General features: G+C 55.2%; 1 protein-coding gene. It reads left to right on the forward strand.

Going from position 1 to position 310, the window contains the following annotated elements; genetic code table 11:
* Positions 1-158, forward strand: a 158-nt coding sequence (locus KDM89_RS21310; protein WP_329604723.1) for a uroporphyrinogen decarboxylase family protein, incomplete at its 5' end; no start/stop codon positions are given.
* Between the last annotated feature and the right edge of the window lie 152 nt (positions 159-310).

A 310-nucleotide genomic window follows, 5' to 3' on the forward strand; every position in this document is an offset into this window, starting at 1 on the left:
TTATTGCCACACTGGATGCCTATGGCAAGCCAACCCCAGGTCAGGGGCATGTGTTCAATCTGGGGCATGGTATTTCCCAGTTCACACCACCGGAAGCGGTCAGCGTTCTGGTCGAGACGGTTCACAGCTATAGCCGCAGCCAGCGTCAGGCTGCTTAAGTGATGTCGATAGCCAGCGCCGCACCGCACCGTAACGGGGCGCTGGCTGCTTTGCACATACAGCAATACAGCCTTCAGCAAGTGTGTTGTGCCCGACAAGCGCCTTCATACGTCATGTTGCGTTGCAAAACGTATATTTCATGCGCTTTTCC

Origin of the sequence: Cognatundibacterium luofuense, from assembly GCF_018139685.1 — a bacterium.
Classification (GTDB): domain Bacteria; phylum Pseudomonadota; class Gammaproteobacteria; order Burkholderiales; family Burkholderiaceae_D; genus Undibacterium; species Undibacterium luofuense.